The organism is Enterobacter sp. RHBSTW-00975 (assembly GCF_013615235.1).
Lineage (GTDB): Bacteria > Pseudomonadota > Gammaproteobacteria > Enterobacterales > Enterobacteriaceae > Enterobacter > Enterobacter ludwigii.
Genome location: NZ_CP055883.1, coordinates 1257352 through 1275311, shown reverse-complemented (window position 1 = coordinate 1275311; position 17960 = coordinate 1257352). Strand labels below are relative to the sequence as shown.

Here is a 17960-nt window from a genome sequence, read left to right as displayed (position 1 = left end):
CGCCCGGGCAATAGCAGGGCGGCTTGTTTCCCCCGAAGTCTCAGAATCATGGCCAAAGAACAAACGGACCGTACGACACTAGATCTGTTCGCGAATGAGCGTCGACCGGGACGACCGAAAACGAATCCGCTTTCGCGCGATGAACAGCTGCGTATTAATAAACGCAACCAGCTTAAACGCGATAAAAATCGTGGGCTTAAGCGTGTCGAACTGAAGCTCAATGCCGACGCCGTCGATGCGCTTAACGAACTGGCTGAAGCGCGTAATATCAGCCGTAGCGAGCTCATTGAAGAGATGTTGATCGCCCAGCTTGAGACGTTGCGCCGCCAGGCATAAGTCTGAAAATCCCCTTTCTTACCCTTTTCATGTAGCACAGAGTGCAGTCCTGCGCGATAGCTGTTTCCGCGGGGTTGCCAGTTCTGCTATTATTGCCCTTATCCGTGGACAAATTGCGCCACCATACCATTAAGTTTCAAGAGGTTATTTTACTCATGGCAATCATCGGCATTTTCTTCGGCAGTGATACCGGCAATACCGAAAATATCGCAAAAAACATTCAAAAACAGCTCGGTAAAGACGTTGCCGATGTGCATGACATCGCCAAGAGCAGCAAAGAAGATCTCGAAGGCTATGACATCCTGTTGCTGGGTATCCCAACCTGGTACTACGGTGAAGCCCAGTGTGACTGGGATGATTTCTTCCCGACGCTGGAAGAAGTGGACTTCAACGGCAAGCTGGTCGCCCTGTTTGGCTGCGGCGATCAGGAAGACTACGCTGAGTACTTCTGTGACGCGCTGGGCACTATCCGCGATATCATTGAACCGAATGGTGCAGTTATCGTAGGCCACTGGCCGACTGCAGGTTACCACTTCGAAGCGTCTAAAGGCCTGGCCGATGACGACCACTTCGTGGGTCTGGCGATCGACGAAGACCGTCAGCCAGAACTGACCGCAGAGCGCGTTGAGAAGTGGGTGAAGCAGATCCGCGAAGAACTGCACCTGGACGATATTCTTAACGCCTGATTGTTATTGTGGCGCAACCCCGGTTGCGCCCAGGAACCGGGTCAAACGATTAAATTAATCGCTACAATCTTTTAACTTTTTCGCCCAGACCTGTACAATGTCTCCCAGGTAAAATGGGGTGCCATTGAGTAAGTTTGTCGGTGATACCACGTTTTTATAAGCATACTTTGCCTGAGACTTGCAGTTTTCATTTAGCCATGGCAGTTCTATAATGAGACGCATTATTCCAGGTGCATTTTCTGTCACTTCCTCCAGAAGTGAATCGTTTAGCAACAGGACAGATTCCGCATGACTGACAACAATACCGCATTAAAGAAGGCTGGCCTGAAAGTTACGCTTCCTCGGTTAAAAATCCTTGAAGTGCTTCAGGGTCCAGACAATCACCATGTCAGTGCGGAAGACCTTTACAAGCGTCTTATCGACATGGGTGAAGAGATTGGGCTGGCAACCGTCTATCGCGTGCTGAACCAGTTTGATGACGCGGGCATTGTTACCCGTCATAATTTCGAAGGCGGTAAATCTGTATTCGAACTGACCCAGCAGCAGCACCACGATCACCTGATCTGCCTGGATTGTGGCAAGGTCATTGAATTTAGCGATGATTCCATCGAAGCACGTCAGCGTGAAATCGCTGCTCGTCATGGTATCCGCCTGACCAACCATAGCCTGTATCTGTATGGTCACTGTGCTGAAGGTGATTGCCGCGAAGACGATCACGCACACGACGCCAAATAAGTCGAACTTTCATACTCTGAGCCAGCCGCAAGGTTGGCTTTTTTTTGCCTGTCACCCGGCGAAAAAAAGCCCGGTAAGCACAGCGCCACCGGGCCTTAACACGCTTAATTAATTTCCGTTGTTACTGCGTATTTCCTTCCAGATCTGGTCGCAACGCTTCGCCACTTCCTGATCGTTACCGGTTTTACGCGCCTGAATACAGGCCTGATAGTCCATCACGCGAACATTTTCCTGCGTCGCAAACTGCTCATGCGCCTTCTCTTTCTTCAGCACATTCAGCACGCTCTGGCAGGCTTCAATTTTCTCCGGTGAACCTTCAGCGGTGTTAATGCAGGCGCTGTAAGCCTCCTTCAGGCGAGAATCTTCTTTCGGTGCCGGGTCCTGGGCGCAAGCCACCAGCCCCGAGGCCAGCAACGCGACGATTACCATTTTTTTCATCATGTGCAGTCTCCATTCCGGCGGGACGGAACCCGCCGGAGCGTTCATCAGAAGATAGTGAATGGTGCGATAACCATGAATTTCACGTCACGTTCATCCTGGAAGATGTTGCCGTAACCGCCCGCGTAGCTTGGAATATCAGAGTGGTTGTCATACTGCGTGAAGTGCAGCTTGAACATCGTGCCTTTCGCACGTCCATCCTGCACGGTATAGATGGCATCCAGGCTGTAAGAGGACTCTTTCAGACGGTAGTTCGGATCGTAGTATGCATCCGGTGTGGCCATGTCGCCCGGTTTGGCATCCCAGGCATACGCATAGGAGGCGCCCACCGCCCAGCCCGGCAGGTTCCAGTTTTTCAGGTCATACATTGCGCCGAAGAAGACCGCTTTTTCGCCGTCGGCGTTGAAGTCAGAGCGGTTATCCCACCAGATATCCAGACGACCGTTGGAAGATGCGTAAGTCGGGGTCATACGCTGCAGGAAGTAGCCCTGCTGCCCTTCCGCCTTCACCCATGTTCCTTCCAGACGCAAATCCACCTGACCCACTTTATAGCCAAAGGTCAGCGCCTGCAGCCAGGCCGTGCCGTCATAAATATCGTTGACGCCACCATCGCTGACTTTGTCTCGCGTGCCGTAGAACTGGTAACTGGTACTCAACGGACTCCCTGCGATATCAAATTTGTAGCTGGCTTTGGCAAAATACTGATCGATATAGCCTTCAGCCTGACCAAAGGCGGCTTCTAACACGAGGTCGTTTTTAAAATCGTACTTCGCACCCAGCGAGTGGAGGTAATCCACTTTGGTCTTTTTATCGTTCTGGTAAAACTTATCCATTTCGATATGCCACGGGGCTTTGTATTCGTTGGTCCACATATAGGAGAAACTCAACGCACCCGCATCACCGTAGTCAAAGTTAGCGCCAGCTTCAGCGCCCTGGTAAGTACCAGGCATAAAACTCCAGTGTGGCGCTAACAGGGTTTGGCCAGTTGGCTGAATATATCCGCCGCGCGCCCAGACTGGACCATATTTGAATTTTGCAGCGGCTTTATACAGGCTGATACCGCTTTTATCGCCGGACCAGTCTTCTTTATAGGCCTTATTGCTGGACGAGAAGGCAATTTCGTTCGGGTGTCCGCTGTCGCCATTTTCCGCCATTTCGATTGCCGTGAATGCGGCAATATCCAGGCCGAACATATCGGCGGCATAGCCTGACTGGAAGTCGAGGTTGGCGTTCCAGGTAGAGTGAGAAAGGTTGGTTTTGTATTTGTCTTCGGTAACGTCTTTACGGTCACGTTCACGCTGCCAGTAATAAATACCGCCCGTGAGGGTAGAATCTTCGATGAAACCTGCTGCCTTAGCCTCTGGCGCAATCACCAGGCCTGACATTGCTGTCATACCGGCGATAGCCAGCGCCAGCGCACTACGTTTGCCACTGAACGTACGCATAGATTATTCCTCTTTGACGAATTAAAACGCCTGAACGGCGAAAAATATAAAAGACCAAAAGGTCAGGGGTAGTCAGAAATACCCTCGAATTAACTACCGCCTTTAGGTTATTTTTCGCGACGCGAATTATCAATGCTTTTCAGTGGGCAAAAGTCAGGATTATGACGAAGTGCACATAATTCGTAGTGCTTTGTAACATTTAGCGGGAGACGAGATTTGGCGGGGCAAGTCATTAAATTTAAGCCAGTAATTGTGTAAATTACTGGTTATTTTCAGGTCTTCACTATTTTCAGAAATATACAAACTTTTTTTAGAAAAATAAGTAGCACCACATTGACCTGAATATTGCGCAGACATTATTTTTGCTCGCGCTTAACGATATGATCATTCAATAAAAAAACGCCGCATTACGCGGCGTTTGTCTCTCATTGACCAGAGCAGCGTTATTATTCGCCGACTTTAGTCCAGGTATCACGCAGACCAACGGTACGGTTAAACACCGGTTTTTCCGAGGTACTGTGACGGCTGTCGAGGCAGAAGTAGCCTTCACGTTCGAACTGGAACGCTTTGCCCGCTTCAGCGGCTTTCAGAGACGGCTCAGCATAACCCTGCTTGATGACCAGAGATTCCGGGTTGATTGTCGCCAGGAAGTCTTCTGCTGCACCTGGGTTAGGCACGCTGAACAGACGATCGTACAAGCGAATTTCAACCGGCAGCGCATGTTTTGCACTTACCCAGTGGATCACGCCTTTCACTTTGCGGCCATCTGCCGGATCTTTGCTCAGGGTTTCAGCGTCGTAAGAGCAGAAGATGGTGGTGATATTCCCTTCTGCATCTTTCTCAACACGCTCAGCTTTGATCACGTATGCGTTACGCAGACGCACCTCTTTACCCAGCACCAGACGCTTGTACTGCTTGTTCGCTTCTTCGCGGAAGTCAGCACGATCGATCCAGATTTCACCGCTGAACGGCACGTCACGGGTGCCCATTTCCGGTTTGTTCGGATGGTTAGGCATGGAGACCATTTCGCTCGCGCCCTGCGGGTAGTTTTCGATAACCAATTTAACCGGATCGATGACGGCCATTGCGCGCGGCGCGTTGTCGTTCAGATCTTCACGGATGCAGGATTCCAGAGAGGCGATCTCAATGGTGTTATCCTGCTTGGTCACGCCGATGCGCTTACAGAACTCGCGAATAGACGCGGCAGTATAACCACGGCGACGCAGACCCGAGATGGTTGGCATACGCGGATCGTCCCAGCCCTCAACATGCTTGTCGGTCACCAGCAGGTTCAGCTTACGCTTGGACATCACCGTGTATTCCAGATTCAGACGAGAGAATTCGTACTGACGCGGATGCACAGGGATCGTGATGTTATCCAGAACCCAGTCGTACAGACGGCGGTTATCCTGGAACTCCAGCGTACACAGGGAGTGCGTAATGCCTTCCAGCGCATCGCTGATGCAGTGGGTAAAGTCATACATCGGGTAGATGCACCACTTGTTACCGGTCTGATGGTGTTCAGCGAACTTGATACGGTACAGAACCGGATCGCGCATCACGATGAACGGAGATGCCATGTCGATTTTGGCACGCAGGCACGCTTTACCTTCCTCGAAGCCACCCGCACGCATTTTTTCAAACAGCGCCAGGTTCTCCTCAACGCTGCGATCGCGGAACGGGCTGTTTTTACCCGGCGCGGTCAGCGTGCCGCGGTATTCGCGGATCTCGTCAGCAGACAGCTCGTCGACATACGCCAGACCTTTATTGATAAGCTCGACCGCATAGGCGTACAGCTGATCAAAATAGTCAGAGGAGTAGCAGATATCGCCAGACCAGTTGAAGCCCAGCCATTGCACGTCATTCTTAATAGACTCAACGTATTCGATGTCTTCTTTTACTGGGTTGGTGTCATCGAAACGCAGGTTGCACTGTCCCTGGTAGTCTTGCGCGATGCCAAAGTTCAGGCAGATCGATTTTGCATGACCAATATGCAGGTAGCCGTTTGGCTCCGGCGGGAAACGGGTATGAACTGTGGTGTGCTTACCACTGGCCAGATCTTCATCGATGATCTGACGAATAAAGTTACTCGGGCGGGCTTCAGCCTCACTCATCGTGGATTCCTCAAAGCGTAAACAACGTATAACGGCATATGATCTTATAAGCCGGACGTAGTGACAACCCTTAAAACGTTTCTGAAGAAAATAATGGGGGCAATTGCTGCAAAAAAAAGCGGCGGAGGAAAACCCCCGCCGCTTAAGGCATGACTCTACTCAGGAGCGATTACTTGCCTTTAATCTCATACAGTGGCGTCTGGCCCGCAACGACCTGACCTTTCGCCTGAATTACCAGGCCGCTGAAGTCGTCGATATTGCTGCAAACGACCGGGCTAATCATGGAGCGCGCGTTAGCGTTCAGGTAATCCAGATCCATTTCCAGAATCGGCTGACCTGCCACCACGTCGGCCCCCTCTTCCACCAGGCGAGTGAAGCCCTGGCCGTTCAGCGCGACGGTATCGATACCCATATGGACAACGATCTCCGCGCCCTTTTCAGTTTCGAGGCAGAACGCATGGTTGGTGTTGAAGATTTTAACGATGGTCCCGGCAGCCGGTGACACCACGGTTTTGTCCGTTGGTTTCACCGCCACACCGTCACCGACAGCTTTGCTGGCAAACGCTTCGTCAGGCACCTGCTCAATCGCAACCACTTCACCGGTAATCGGTGAAACCAGCGCGGCAATGGTCGTTGCGTTAGGGACGGCCTGCGGTTTTGCCACCGGGGCTTCCGTCACTGGCGCGCTGTTCGCTGCAGAAGCCGCGATCGGTCCACGGGCAACCACTTTCTTCATTTCATCGCCAATCGATTCCGCTTTCGCACCCACGATAACCTGGATGGTCTGCTTGTTCAGTTTCACCACGCCGGATGCGCCAAGGCGTTTACACATGGCATCGTTAACGCGCGCAGAATCCCCTACCGTCAGGCGCAGACGGGTAATACATGCATCGATAGCTTTCAGGTTATCCGTACCGCCTACTGCGGCAATATAATTGGTTGCCAGCTGGGTCAGCCCTTCTTCGGTATTGCTGTTAGCTTCGCCAGTAACGATGTCGTCTTTCGTATCTTCGCGGCCTGGTGTTTTCAGGTTAAACATACGAATGACTGCGGTGAACAGAACGAAGTAGATAACGAAGAACACCAGACCCATTGCGACCAGCATCCAGACGTTCTTGCTCGCCGCAGGCAGGTTGTACATCAACACGTAGTCGATCGCGCCGGCGGAGAAGGAGAAGCCCGCATGGATACCCAGCAGCGTTGCAACAAACAGGCTAATACCCGTCAGCACAGCGTGCATGAGGTACAGCAGCGGAGCCAGGAACATGAACAGGAATTCCAGCGGCTCAGTAACACCGGTCAGGAACGCGGTGATGGCAACTGACAGCAGCATCCCGCCAACCATTGGACGACGCGCTTTCGGTGCGGCCAGGTACATAGCCAACGCCGCGCCCGGCAGACCAAACATCATGATAGGGAAGAAGCCCGACATGAACATGCCCGCGGTGCCGTCACCTGCATAGAAGCGGTTGATATCCCCGTGGAATACCGCGCCCGCGGCGTTGGTAAACTCACCAATCTGGAACCAGGCAATGGTGTTCAGCACCTGATGCAGGCCGGTTGGGATCAACAGACGGTTGATGAAACCGAAGATACCCGCACCCACTGCGCCAGCGGAAACAATCCACTCACCGCCCGCATGGATAGCGTGCTGCACCGGTGGCCAGATGTAACCAAAGATCGCGGCCAGAATCAGACAGAAGAAGCCTGTCGCAATCGGCACAAAACGTTTTCCACCGAAGAAGCTCAGGAAGTCTGGCAGTTTGATCCCCGCCCAACGGTTATAAACAGCCCCGCCGACCAGACCGGTAATGATACCTGCCAGAACACCCATGTTAATTTCTGGGTTTATCGTCACCATCGCTTTCGTCAGGATGAAGTAACCGACAGCCCCGGCCAGCGCCGCTGCACCCGCGCTGTCTTTTGACCAGCTGGATGCCACACCGATGGCGAAAATCAGCGCCAGATTGTCAAAAATCGCGCCACCCGCTTGCGCGATAAATGGCACATTAAGCAGATCGGGTTGCCCGAATCGCAGCAGCAGTGCTGCAACCGGTAGCACGGCGATAGGGAGCTGCAAAGCCCTACCGAGGCGCTGGAAAAAACCTAAAATATTCATCCTATTCCCCCTACGAGACCCTTATTAAGGCTCGTGCATAAACTATGTTTTTATTGTGTCGACAACGATAAATACAGTTGATGATTCACTGGCATTGTGAGTGTGTGAAAAATTAATTCGTATCGCAAATTAAACACGTATTTTTTGTGATTTTTGTCACCAAATATCGTTAATAACCCTCCCTTTCTCTGGCTAACAGTGAAAACTTATTTTATCATTCAAAAAATCAAGACGGATTGATCCGGCCTGAAAGGTTCCAGGTTACGCTTAGTTCAGGTTCCGATAGCCATCCGCCCACTCTTCTACTTTAACTCTTGAGGTGAACAATGAGACTGATTCCCCTGGCAACTGCTGAACAAGTCGGTAAATGGGCCGCCCGTCATATCGTTAACCGTATTAACGCGTTCAAACCCACCGCCGATCGTCCTTTCGTTCTCGGCCTTCCTACCGGCGGCACGCCGCTGACCGCGTATAAAGCCCTGGTTGAGATGCATAAAGCAGGCCAGGTTAGCTTTAAACATGTTGTGACCTTCAACATGGATGAGTATGTCGGCTTACCCAAGGATCATCCGGAAAGCTACCATAGCTTTATGCACCGTAATTTCTTTGATCACGTTGATATTCCGGCTGAAAACATTAACCTGCTGAATGGAAACGCGCCTGATATTGACGCAGAATGCCGTCAGTATGAAGAAAAAATCCGTTCCTACGGTAAAATCCACCTGTTCATGGGTGGCGTGGGCAACGATGGTCATATCGCGTTCAACGAACCGGCCTCTTCTCTGGCTTCCCGTACGCGTATTAAAACCCTGACCCATGACACGCGCGTGGCAAACTCCCGCTTCTTTGACGGTGATGTTAACCAGGTTCCAAAATACGCCCTGACCGTAGGCGTAGGCACCCTGCTGGATGCCGAAGAAGTGATGATTCTGGTTCTGGGCGGCGTGAAAGCGCAGGCGCTCCAGGCTGCCGTTGAAGGCAACGTTAACCACATGTGGACCATCAGCTGCCTGCAGCTGCATCCAAAATCAGTCATCGTGTGCGACGAACCGTCCACGATGGAGCTGAAAGTGAAAACGCTGAAATACTTCAACGAGTTAGAAGCTGAGAACATCAAAGGTCTGTAATTGAATAACCGCCTCTTCATCAAGAGGCGGCCGCTTTTTTTAACCGGGGGTCGTTATGTACGCTTTAACCCACGGTCGGATTTATACCGGCCATGATATTCTGGATGACCATGCGATTGTTATCGCCGATGGCCTGATTGAACGTGTTTGCCCGTTAGCAGAGCTGCCGCCGGGGATTGAACAGCGCTCACTCAATGGAGCAGTAATCTCCCCCGGTTTCATCGACGTACAGCTGAACGGCTGCGGCGGTGTGCAATTTAATGACACCGCGGAGGCGGTGACGGTCGACACGCTGGAAATCATGCAGAAAGCCAACGAGAAATCGGGCTGCACCAGCTATCTGCCAACCCTCATCACCAGCAGTGATGATCTCATGAAACAGGGTATCCGCGTGATGCGCGACTACCTGGCAAAACACCCTAATCAGGCGCTGGGTCTGCATCTTGAAGGACCGTGGCTGAACATCGTAAAAAAAGGGACGCATAACCCGGATTACGTGCGTAAACCTGACGCTGAGCTGGTCGACTACCTGTGTGCCAACGCCGATGTGATCACCAAAGTGACGCTGGCTCCTGAAATCGCGGGACCTGACGTTATCAGCAAACTGGCCGCCGCCGGGATTGTCGTTTCAGCGGGCCATTCAAACGCAACGCAAAAAGAAGCGAAAGCAGGTTTCCGCGCCGGCATTACCTTTGCGACGCACCTGTACAACGCGATGCCGTATATCACCGGTCGTGAACCTGGGCTGGTCGGGGCGATTCTCGATGAGCAGGACGTTTACTGCGGCATTATTGCTGACGGCTTGCACGTCGATTACACCAACATTCGCAACGCCAAGCGCCTGAAAGGTGACAAACTCTGTCTGGTAACCGATGCCACCGCACCGGCAGGGGCAAATATTGAGCAGTTCATTTTTGCCGGTAAAACAATATACTACCGCAATGGACTGTGTGTTGATGAAAACGGTACGCTGAGTGGTTCCTCCCTGACGATGATTGAAGGGGTGCGTAACCTGGTTGAACATTGCGGGATTGTGCTTGATGAAGTCCTGCGTATGGCGACCCTTTATCCTGCGCGCGCGATGGGCGTAAATAAACAGCTTGGCGGAATTGCACCAGGTATGGTTGCAAACCTGACGGCATTCACACACGATTATAAAATTATCAAGACCATCGTTAATGGTAACGAGGTCGTCACTGAGTAAGTAAAAGTATGACACCAGGCGGACAAGCTCAAATCGGTAATGTCGATCTCGTTAAACAACTTAACAGCGCGGCGGTTTATCGTCTGATTGACCAACACGGGCCAATCTCGCGCATTCAGATAGCCGAACAAAGCCAGCTTGCTCCCGCCAGCGTGACAAAAATTACCCGTCAGCTCATTGAGCGCGGACTGATCAAAGAAGTCGATCAGCAGGCCTCCACCGGAGGCCGCCGCGCCATCTCCATTATTACCGAAACCCGCAATTTTCAGGCGATCGGCGTCCGTCTTGGTCGTCATGACACCACCCTTACGCTCTATGATCTGAGCAGCAAAGCCATCGCGGAAGAACACTACCCGCTTCCGGAGCGCACTCAGGAGACGCTGGAACACGCGCTGCTGAATACCATTGAACACTTTATCGAGAGCTGTCAGCGCAAAATCCGTGAACTGATTGCGATCTCGGTGATCCTGCCAGGCCTGGTGGACCCCGAAAGCGGCGTGATCCGTTATATGCCCCATATAAAGGTTGAGAACTGGGGGCTGGTAGATGCGCTGGAAAAACGCTTTAAAGTGACCTGTTTCGTGGGTCACGACATCCGCTCTCTGGCCCTGGCAGAGCACTACTTTGGTGCGAGCCAGGATTGTGAAGATTCGATTCTGGTGCGCGTACACCGCGGGACAGGGGCAGGCATCATCTCTAACGGGCGCATTTTTATTGGCCGCAACGGTAACGTCGGTGAGATTGGTCATATTCAGGTAGAGCCGCTTGGCGAACGCTGCCACTGCGGAAACTTTGGCTGTCTGGAGACGATTGCCGCCAACACGGCGATTGAACAGCGGGTGCGCCATCTGCTTGAACAGGGTTACCAGAGCCGCGTCACGCTGGACGATTGCAAGATAGGGACTATCTGCAAAGCCGCCAACAAAGGCGACGCGCTGGCCTGTGAAGTTATTGAGCAGGTGGGTCGCCATCTGGGTAAAACCATCGCCATCGCCATCAACCTGTTTAACCCGCAAAAAGTGGTGATCGCCGGTGAGATTGTGGAGGCCGAGAAGGTCCTGCTGCCCGCCATTGAAGGCTGCATTAACACTCAGGCGCTGAAAGCCTTCCGCCAGAACCTTCCCGTCGTTCGTTCTAAGCTTGACCATCGCTCAGCGATAGGCGCATTTGCGCTGGTTAAACGCGCCATGCTCAACGGTATTCTGTTGCAACATTTGCTGGAAAGTTGATCGGGTCTTATAGTAACGCCTTCTTTTTTTGATGTCGGAATGTCCATGACCATTAAGAATGTAATTTGTGATATCGACGGCGTGCTGATGCACGACAACGTTGCTGTACCAGGTGCTGCGGAGTTTCTTCACCGCATCATCGACAAAGGAATGCCTCTGGTTCTTCTCACGAACTACCCTTCTCAGACCGGTCAGGACCTGGCAAACCGCTTTGCCACAGCAGGCGTCAACGTGCCGGACAGCGTGTTTTATACCTCTGCCATGGCCACCGCAGATTTCCTCAAGCGCCAGGAAGGAAAAAAGGCCTACGTGGTGGGTGAAGGGGCGCTGATCCACGAGTTATATAAGGCAGGGTTTACCATCACAGATGTGAACCCGGACTTTGTGATCGTTGGCGAAACGCGCTCCTATAACTGGGAGATGATGCACAAAGCCTCCTACTTTGTTGCCAACGGTGCGCGTTTTATTGCCACCAACCCGGATACCCACGGCCGTGGTTTTTACCCTGCCTGCGGCGCGCTGTGTGCCGGTATCGAAAAGATCTCTGGCCGGAAACCATTCTACGTGGGCAAGCCCAGCCCGTGGATCATCCGTGCTGCGCTGAACAAGATGCAGGCCCACTCTGAAGAAACGGTGATTGTCGGCGACAACCTGCGCACCGATATCCTGGCCGGATTCCAGGCGGGCCTGGAAACCATTCTGGTGCTTTCCGGTGTCTCCACGCTCGACGATATTGACGCCATGCCCTTCCGACCGAGCTGGATTTATCCCTCCGTCGAAGAAATTGATATTATCTGATCCCAAACCACGCCTCAGCGCGTGGTTTTTTATTTTCACGCCCGATAAACAACCCCACATCTAACAAAACAGCCATTTTATTGCATAATCATCAATAAAAGCGTTTATGACGTACTCGTTTTTCACTATTCGGTAATCAGCATTGCACTATTTCCGTTTTATCCCGTAAAACCCTTGCGCGCCCTCCCCCTTTGCGGCATTTTCATAAGCAAGCAACATTACAAAGCAACAGGGTTAACGGAGAAGGTTATGTGTTCAATTTTTGGCGTACTGGATATTAAAACTGACGCAGGCGAACTGCGTAAAAAGGCACTCGAATTGTCCCGCCTGATGCGCCATCGCGGCCCGGACTGGTCCGGCGTTTACGCCAGCGATAAAGCCATCCTGGCACACGAACGTCTGTCCATTGTTGACGTCAACGCCGGTGCGCAGCCGCTGTATAACGAGAAAAAAACACACGCGCTGGCTGTCAACGGTGAAATCTATAACCATCAGGCGCTGCGCGCCGAGTACGGCGACCGTTACGCCTTCCAGACTGGTTCTGACTGTGAAGTGATCCTGGCGCTGTATCAGGAGAAAGGCCCGGAATTCCTCGATGATCTGCAGGGTATGTTTGCCTTCGCCCTGTACGACAGCGAAAAAGATGCCTATCTGATTGGCCGCGACCATATTGGTATTATCCCGCTGTATATGGGTCACGATGAACACGGCAACTTTTATGTCGCCTCAGAAATGAAAGCCCTGGTGCCGGTTTGCCGCACCATTAAAGAGTTCCCGGCAGGAAGTTACCTGTGGAGTAAAGACGGCGAGATCCGTCAGTACTATCAGCGCGACTGGTTCGACTATGATGCGGTTAAAGACAACGTGACTGATAAAGCCGAACTGCGTCAGGCGCTGGAAGATTCTGTTAAAAGCCACCTGATGTCAGATGTGCCATACGGCGTACTGCTCTCCGGCGGGCTGGACTCGTCCGTGATCTCCGCGATCACCAAGAAATTCGCCGCGCGTCGTGTTGAAGATCAGGAACGTTCAGAAGCCTGGTGGCCGCAGCTGCACTCCTTTGCTGTGGGCCTGGAAGGCGCACCGGATCTGAAAGCCGCGCAGGAAGTGGCAAACCATCTCGGTACCGTGCACCATGAGATCCACTTCACCGTGCAGGAAGGCCTGGATGCGATCCGCGATGTTATCTACCACATCGAAACCTACGATGTGACCACCATTCGCGCTTCCACGCCGATGTACCTGATGTCGCGTAAGATCAAAGCGATGGGCATTAAGATGGTGCTCTCCGGTGAAGGGTCTGACGAAGTGTTTGGCGGCTACCTCTATTTCCACAAAGCGCCGAACGCAAAAGAGCTGCATGAAGAGACAGTACGTAAACTGCAGGCGCTGCATATGTTTGACTGCGCACGCGCCAACAAAGCAATGTCTGCCTGGGGTGTGGAAGCCCGTGTTCCCTTCCTGGATAAGAAATTCCTCGACGTGGCAATGCGCATCAACCCGCAGGACAAAATGTGCGGCAACGGCAAAATGGAGAAACATATCCTGCGTGAATGTTTCGAATCCTACCTGCCGGCGAGCGTGGCATGGCGTCAGAAAGAGCAGTTCTCTGACGGTGTCGGGTATAGCTGGATCGATACCCTGAAAGAGGTGGCGGCAAAACAGGTTTCCGATCAGCAACTGGAAACCGCGAGCTTCCGCTTCCCGTACAACACGCCAGGCTCCAAAGAAGCGTATCTGTACCGTGAAATCTTTGAAGAGTTGTTCCCGGTGCCGAGTGCGGCGGAGTGTGTTCCGGGCGGCCCGTCCGTTGCCTGTTCTTCGGCTAAAGCCATTGAATGGGATGAATCTTTCAAGTCAATGAACGATCCATCAGGACGTGCGGTAGGCGTACACCAGTCTGCCTATAAGTAATCGAAAAGCATCCAATCAGGCCCTGCGGGGCCTGATTTTTTTTGCCCCCTATTTCACTCCCTAAAAACGATAAATAACCAATAATTGCCGAATATTCGGTCACGCTGTTCGCAACCTAACCAAACAGTCACATTCCGGCTATTTTCGTTGAAAAAGGTGTTGACGCTGCAAGGGTCTATACGCATAATGCGCCCCGCAACGCCGATAAGGTAACGCGAAAAAAAGATGGCTACGTAGCTCAGTTGGTTAGAGCACATCACTCATAATGATGGGGTCACAGGTTCGAATCCCGTCGTAGCCACCATCTTTTTTTGCGGGAGTGGCGAAATTGGTAGACGCACCAGATTTAGGTTCTGGCGCCGCAAGGTGTGCGAGTTCAAGTCTCGCCTCCCGCACCATTCCCAGGTAAGCGTTGCACGGATGGGGTATCGCCAAGCGGTAAGGCACCGGTTTTTGATACCGGCATTCCCTGGTTCGAATCCAGGTACCCCAGCCATATTTCTTCGATTTTGCGGTTCTCCGCGGTATTGGGGTATCGCCAAGCGGTAAGGCACCGGTTTTTGATACCGGCATTCCCTGGTTCGAATCCAGGTACCCCAGCCATCGAAGATTGCAGTACTGGCTACGTAGCTCAGTTGGTTAGAGCACATCACTCATAATGATGGGGTCACAGGTTCGAATCCCGTCGTAGCCACCAAATTAGTCATCTGTCGAATGATTCGGTAGACGAGAAAAAATTGTTGGGGTATCGCCAAGCGGTAAGGCACCGGATTCTGATTCCGGCATTCCGAGGTTCGAATCCTCGTACCCCAGCCAATTTAAAAAAGTCGTTAAGCACATTGTTTAACGCAATTGGGGTGTCGCCAAGCGGTAAGGCTCTGGTTTCTGATACCAGCATTCCGGGGTTCGAATCCCTGCACCCCAGCCACTTAGTAACAAAAAAGCCCGCTCTGCGGGCTTTTTTGTTTTTGTTGGATTATGTACCGCATCCGAAAGCCCTCTCCCGCAGGAGAAGGCACTCAGATTAAAGGCCTAACGCGTACTTCAGCGCCTGACGCTTCAGCCCACCGGCACGCTCCGCCGCCATCAACCCAATGTTACGCAGAATGCGCACCGGACCAAGATCGTTACTGAACCCGGCGTAAAACAGATCCATCCCCGACTGCATGATAAAGTTATCCGCCATACGCCACGTCTGGTAACGTTTCAGTACCGGATGGCTGGCCCAGGCCTCCGCGTGAGCGCGCGCATTGCCCAGCACATCCAGTAAAGCCTCAACGTCACGGTATCCCAGGTTCACGCCCTGCCCCGCCAGCGGGTGAATGGTGTGTGCCGCATCCCCCACCAGCGCCAGCCCTGCACGGGCATACTGCAATGCATGGCGACGGGTAAGCGGAAACCCCCCGGCGGCAACCGGCATGACGTTGCCCAGACGGCGTGGGAAGTGCTGATGGATCTCTCGCTGCAGCTGCTCCATTGAAAGCCCCTGCAACTGACGAATGCGCGCCGGTTTGTCATACCACACCAGCGACGCCCAGCGATCAAACAACGGTAAAAAGGCATGCGGGCCATTCGGGGTAAAGTGCTGCCAGGTGCTCTCACCCGGGTCATTCTCACACTGCACGGTGATCAACATGCACGCCTGCTGGTACTGCCAGGCATGAATGCCAATTCCCGCCATTTGTCTGACCTGTGAGTTGGCACCATCCGCTCCGACAACCAGCCTCGTGGCCAGCTCATCACCCTTATCCAGCTCAAGCAAATACCCGCCTTCGTGGGGATGCAGTGCGTTAAGTGACGCCGGGACGCGCAGCGCCACTTTCGGATGCGCCTCCAGGGACTGCCAGAGCGCCAACTGGAGGACCGTATTTTCCACCATATAGCCCAGACGGGGCAGCTTCAGTTCAGCGGCATCAAACGCGACATGCGCATTCTCCCACTCCCAGGTTTCGAGACGGCTGTAAGGGTGCGCGCGCATCCCGAGCACGGCATCCCAGACGCCCAGCCCGCGCAGCAGATCGACAGAGGCGGCGCTGATAGCTGAAATTCGCACATCCGGCTTTGCCGTCGGGTCAAACGCAACAGGGGCAGCCTGCTCGATAACCGTCACCTCAAATCCCTGCTGCGCCAGCCCCAGCGCGAGTGCGCCGCCGACCATACCGCCGCCGACAACGGCAATTTCGGTTTGTTGGAGAGTCATGGTCAATTATCCTTAATGGTATATACCTTAAGTTTACCGGATTTTTTCGGTCTTGAGGTTGACAACCTTCATACTGGTCACAACCGCAGCAAAGCATTACAATACGCGCCCTGCATTCCTGAGCATGAGCAAGTCGATGACAAAAAAACTCCATATAAAAACCTGGGGCTGTCAGATGAACGAATACGATTCATCCAAGATGGCCGATCTGCTGGATGCCACGCACGGGTATCAACTGACTGACAACGCGAACGAAGCGGACGTGTTGCTGCTCAATACCTGTTCGATCCGTGAGAAGGCGCAGGAGAAGGTGTTCCATCAACTGGGCCGCTGGAAGCTTATCAAACGCAAAAGACCCGATGTGATCATTGGCGTGGGTGGGTGTGTGGCCTCGCAGGAAGGCAAACTGATCCGCCAGCGTGCTCACTATGTTGATATTATTTTTGGCCCGCAGACGCTGCACCGCCTGCCGGAGATGATCAACGCCGTTCGCGAGAATCGCCGCCCGGTGGTTGACGTAAGCTTCCCGGAAATCGAAAAATTTGACCGTCTGCCAGAACCACGCGCGGATGGTCCAACAGCCTACGTCTCCATTATGGAAGGCTGTAACAAGTACTGCACCTATTGTGTCGTACCGTATACCCGCGGCGAAGAAGTGAGCCGTCCGACCGACGACATTCTGTTTGAAGTGGCGCAACTGGCGGCACAGGGTGTGCGTGAAATTCATCTGCTGGGCCAGAACGTCAACGCCTGGCGCGGCGAGAACTACGACGGTACCACCGGCAGCTTTGCAGAACTGCTGCGCCTGGTGGCCGCGATCGACGGCATCGACCGCCTTCGCTTCACCACCAGCCACCCGATGGAATTTACCGATGACATCATTGATGTGTATCGCGATACGCCAGAGCTGGTGAGCTTCCTGCATCTGCCGATTCAGTGCGGTTCCGACCGCGTGCTGAACCTGATGGGACGTCCACATACGGTACTGGAGTACAAATCCATCATCCGCAAGCTGCGTGAAGCCCGTCCTGACATCCAGATTAGCTCCGACTTTATCGTTGGCTTCCCGGGCGAAACCACGGATGACTTTGAGCGCACGATGAAGCTCATTGGCGAAGTGAATTTTGACGTCAGCTACAGCTTTATCTTCTCAGCGCGTCCAGGTACTCCTGCGGCCGATATGGTCGACGATGTGCCGGAAGAAGAGAAAAAGCAGCGTCTGTATATTCTGCAGGAGCGTATCAACCAGCAGGCCAACGCCTGGAGCCGTCGCATGGTCGGCACCGTCCAGCGTATTCTGGTGGAAGGCACTTCCCGTAAGAGCATTATGGAGCTGTCAGGACGCACCGAAAATAACCGCGTCGTGAATTTTGAAGGCACGCCAGACATGGTCGGTAAATTTGTGGACGTGGAGATTGTCGACGTACTGACCAACTCCCTGCGCGCGAAAGTGGTCCGTACCGAAGACGAAATGGGTCTGCGCATCGCACAGTCGCCGGAATCCGTCATGTCCCGCACCCGCAAAGAAAGCGACGCTGGCGTCGGTATTTACCAGCCATAACGCCATCCGGCCTGCCGGTTCGGCAGGCCTTGTATTTCCTCTCATCGCCCCCAA

14 protein-coding genes, 7 tRNA genes and 1 pseudogene are annotated in these 17960 nt (G+C 53.0%); 17 read left to right on the top strand and 5 right to left on the bottom strand.

The features are described 5' to 3' along the window. Window positions 1-48: 48 nt before the first annotated feature. The 3 genes from ybfE to fur all read left to right on the top strand — a co-directional run bounded on the left by ybfE (window position 49) and on the right by fur (window position 1757). Window positions 49-336, top strand: coding sequence for a LexA regulated protein (gene ybfE / locus HV340_RS06155; protein ID WP_014169148.1), 288 nt, complete (start codon window positions 49-51; stop codon window positions 334-336). 155 nt (window positions 337-491) lie between these two features. Continuing rightward, window positions 492-1022 carry a flavodoxin FldA gene (fldA, locus tag HV340_RS06150; protein ID WP_008501067.1) on the top strand — a complete coding sequence of 177 codons (531 nt, stop codon included), beginning with the start codon at window positions 492-494 and terminating at the stop codon, window positions 1020-1022. A gap of 288 nt (window positions 1023-1310) precedes the next feature. After that, a complete protein-coding gene (fur, locus tag HV340_RS06145) occupies window positions 1311-1757 on the top strand; it encodes a ferric iron uptake transcriptional regulator (RefSeq protein ID WP_014169146.1) in 447 nt (148 codons plus the stop codon). 108 nt (window positions 1758-1865) lie between these two features. Here fur and chiQ read toward each other — a convergent pair whose 3' ends face one another. Both chiQ and chiP read right to left on the bottom strand, forming a co-directional pair. Next, the gene (chiQ, locus tag HV340_RS06140) at window positions 1866-2195 is read right to left on the bottom strand and encodes a ChiQ/YbfN family lipoprotein (protein WP_025204664.1); all 330 of its coding nucleotides are present in this window, start codon (window positions 2193-2195) and stop codon (window positions 1866-1868) included. 47 nt (window positions 2196-2242) lie between these two features. Continuing rightward, the gene (chiP, locus tag HV340_RS06135) at window positions 2243-3640 is read right to left on the bottom strand and encodes a chitoporin (protein WP_063925300.1); all 1398 of its coding nucleotides are present in this window, start codon (window positions 3638-3640) and stop codon (window positions 2243-2245) included. Between the two features lie 92 nt (window positions 3641-3732). On the opposite strand from chiP, the pseudogene HV340_RS24405 reads away from it, so the two are divergent. Further along, window positions 3733-3816: pseudogene (locus HV340_RS24405) on the top strand (methionine synthase); the annotation flags it as partial. A 270-nt stretch (window positions 3817-4086) separates the two neighbouring features. On the opposite strand, the gene glnS reads toward HV340_RS24405, so the two are convergent. Together glnS and nagE are read right to left on the bottom strand one after the other, a co-directional pair. Further along, entirely contained in the window at window positions 4087-5754 is a 1668-nt protein-coding gene (gene glnS / locus HV340_RS06130) for a glutamine--tRNA ligase (protein WP_014169143.1), read from the bottom strand. A gap of 169 nt (window positions 5755-5923) precedes the next feature. After that, entirely contained in the window at window positions 5924-7873 is a 1950-nt protein-coding gene (gene nagE / locus HV340_RS06125; protein WP_040016938.1) for a PTS N-acetyl glucosamine transporter subunit IIABC, read from the bottom strand. 326 nt (window positions 7874-8199) lie between these two features. On the opposite strand from nagE, the gene nagB reads away from it, so the two are divergent. The 12 genes from nagB (at window position 8200) to HV340_RS06065 (ending at window position 15073) form a co-directional block, all read left to right on the top strand. Then, the gene (gene nagB / locus HV340_RS06120; RefSeq protein ID WP_008501061.1) at window positions 8200-9000 is read left to right on the top strand and encodes a glucosamine-6-phosphate deaminase; all 801 of its coding nucleotides are present in this window, start codon (window positions 8200-8202) and stop codon (window positions 8998-9000) included. Between the two features lie 55 nt (window positions 9001-9055). Continuing rightward, complete coding sequence (gene nagA, locus HV340_RS06115) at window positions 9056-10204, top strand: N-acetylglucosamine-6-phosphate deacetylase (RefSeq protein WP_181216379.1); 1149 nt, start codon at window positions 9056-9058, stop codon at window positions 10202-10204. A gap of 8 nt (window positions 10205-10212) precedes the next feature. Further along, complete coding sequence (locus tag HV340_RS06110; protein WP_014169139.1) at window positions 10213-11433, top strand: N-acetylglucosamine repressor; 1221 nt, start codon at window positions 10213-10215, stop codon at window positions 11431-11433. 45 nt (window positions 11434-11478) lie between these two features. Then, window positions 11479-12231, top strand: a complete 753-nt coding sequence (gene nagD / locus HV340_RS06105; protein ID WP_020884984.1) for a ribonucleotide monophosphatase NagD — start codon at window positions 11479-11481, stop codon at window positions 12229-12231. Window positions 12232-12480: 249 nt separating this feature from the next. Beyond that, entirely contained in the window at window positions 12481-14145 is a 1665-nt protein-coding gene (asnB, locus tag HV340_RS06100; protein ID WP_010428626.1) for an asparagine synthase B, read from the top strand. 227 nt (window positions 14146-14372) lie between these two features. Further along, window positions 14373-14449, top strand: a tRNA-Met gene (locus HV340_RS06095). A gap of 9 nt (window positions 14450-14458) precedes the next feature. After that, a tRNA-Leu gene (locus tag HV340_RS06090) sits at window positions 14459-14543 on the top strand. Between the two features lie 23 nt (window positions 14544-14566). Further along, a tRNA-Gln gene (locus HV340_RS06085) sits at window positions 14567-14641 on the top strand. Window positions 14642-14673: 32 nt separating this feature from the next. Continuing rightward, window positions 14674-14748, top strand: a tRNA-Gln gene (locus tag HV340_RS06080). Between the two features lie 17 nt (window positions 14749-14765). Next, window positions 14766-14842: transfer RNA gene (locus HV340_RS06075), tRNA-Met, on the top strand. 44 nt (window positions 14843-14886) lie between these two features. Then, window positions 14887-14961: transfer RNA gene (locus HV340_RS06070), tRNA-Gln, on the top strand. Between the two features lie 37 nt (window positions 14962-14998). Further along, window positions 14999-15073: transfer RNA gene (locus tag HV340_RS06065), tRNA-Gln, on the top strand. A gap of 96 nt (window positions 15074-15169) precedes the next feature. Here the strand turns inward: HV340_RS06065 and ubiF are convergent. Next, window positions 15170-16345: a 3-demethoxyubiquinol 3-hydroxylase gene (ubiF, locus tag HV340_RS06060; RefSeq protein WP_181216378.1), complete on the bottom strand. Its 1176-nt coding sequence runs from the start codon at window positions 16343-16345 to the stop codon at window positions 15170-15172. 136 nt (window positions 16346-16481) lie between these two features. Between ubiF and miaB the strand changes: the two genes are divergently transcribed. Continuing rightward, entirely contained in the window at window positions 16482-17906 is a 1425-nt protein-coding gene (miaB, locus tag HV340_RS06055; protein ID WP_020884986.1) for a tRNA (N6-isopentenyl adenosine(37)-C2)-methylthiotransferase MiaB, read from the top strand. Window positions 17907-17960: the final 54 nt, after the last annotated feature.